Annotated in this window: 2 protein-coding genes; both read right to left on the bottom strand. The window is 61.9% G+C overall.

The genetic code is table 11. The annotated features are described in order from the left end of the window. On the bottom strand, positions 1-176 hold a 176-nt coding region (locus tag A5732_RS23050), incomplete at its 3' end, for a WXG100 family type VII secretion target (RefSeq protein WP_142256663.1). Between the two features lie 51 nt (positions 177-227). After that, the gene (locus A5732_RS23055; protein ID WP_007771418.1) at positions 228-524 is read right to left on the bottom strand and encodes a WXG100 family type VII secretion target; all 297 of its coding nucleotides are present in this window, start codon (positions 522-524) and stop codon (positions 228-230) included. Positions 525-533: the final 9 nt, after the last annotated feature.

The following is a 533-nucleotide window of genomic DNA, read 5'->3' on the forward strand; positions in this document are numbered from 1 at the left end:
CGACCCAACTGGGTGATGAACTCCTGGCATGCCACCGAACCCGCACCGCCCCAGAAGTCGCCGGCAGCAAGCACATCGCGAACGATGGCCTGGTGCTCAGCCTCCAAGGACGCGGCCTGGGCGCGGATCAAGGCACCGTGGGCGTCTACATCGCCGAACTGGTAGTTAATGCTCATAACGGTGTTCTCCTAATGTCTTGAGATGTTACGCAGCTGCGGTTTTTAGCGCTAGCTGCCGAGGATTTGCTGCGAGGCCTGCTCTTGCTGCTCGTAGTTGTTCGCGTCGCGAATCAGTCCGTCGCGCACTCCGTGGAGCATGTTGACGATGTTGCGGAAGGCCTGGTTGACCTGTCCCATGGTGTCGTACGAGGTGGCCTGGGCCTGACCGCTCCAGCCCGAGCCGGCGATGTTCATCGACGACGCCCACATCTTGCGAGCCTCGTCCTCAACGGTCTGGGCGTGGACCTCGAAGCGGCCCGCCATCGCCCGCATCTCGTGCGGGTCGGTCATAAAACGTGTTGCCATGTCGGCTGT

This window comes from Mycobacterium colombiense, assembly GCF_001953985.1.
GTDB lineage: Bacteria > Actinomycetota > Actinomycetes > Mycobacteriales > Mycobacteriaceae > Mycobacterium > Mycobacterium colombiense_B.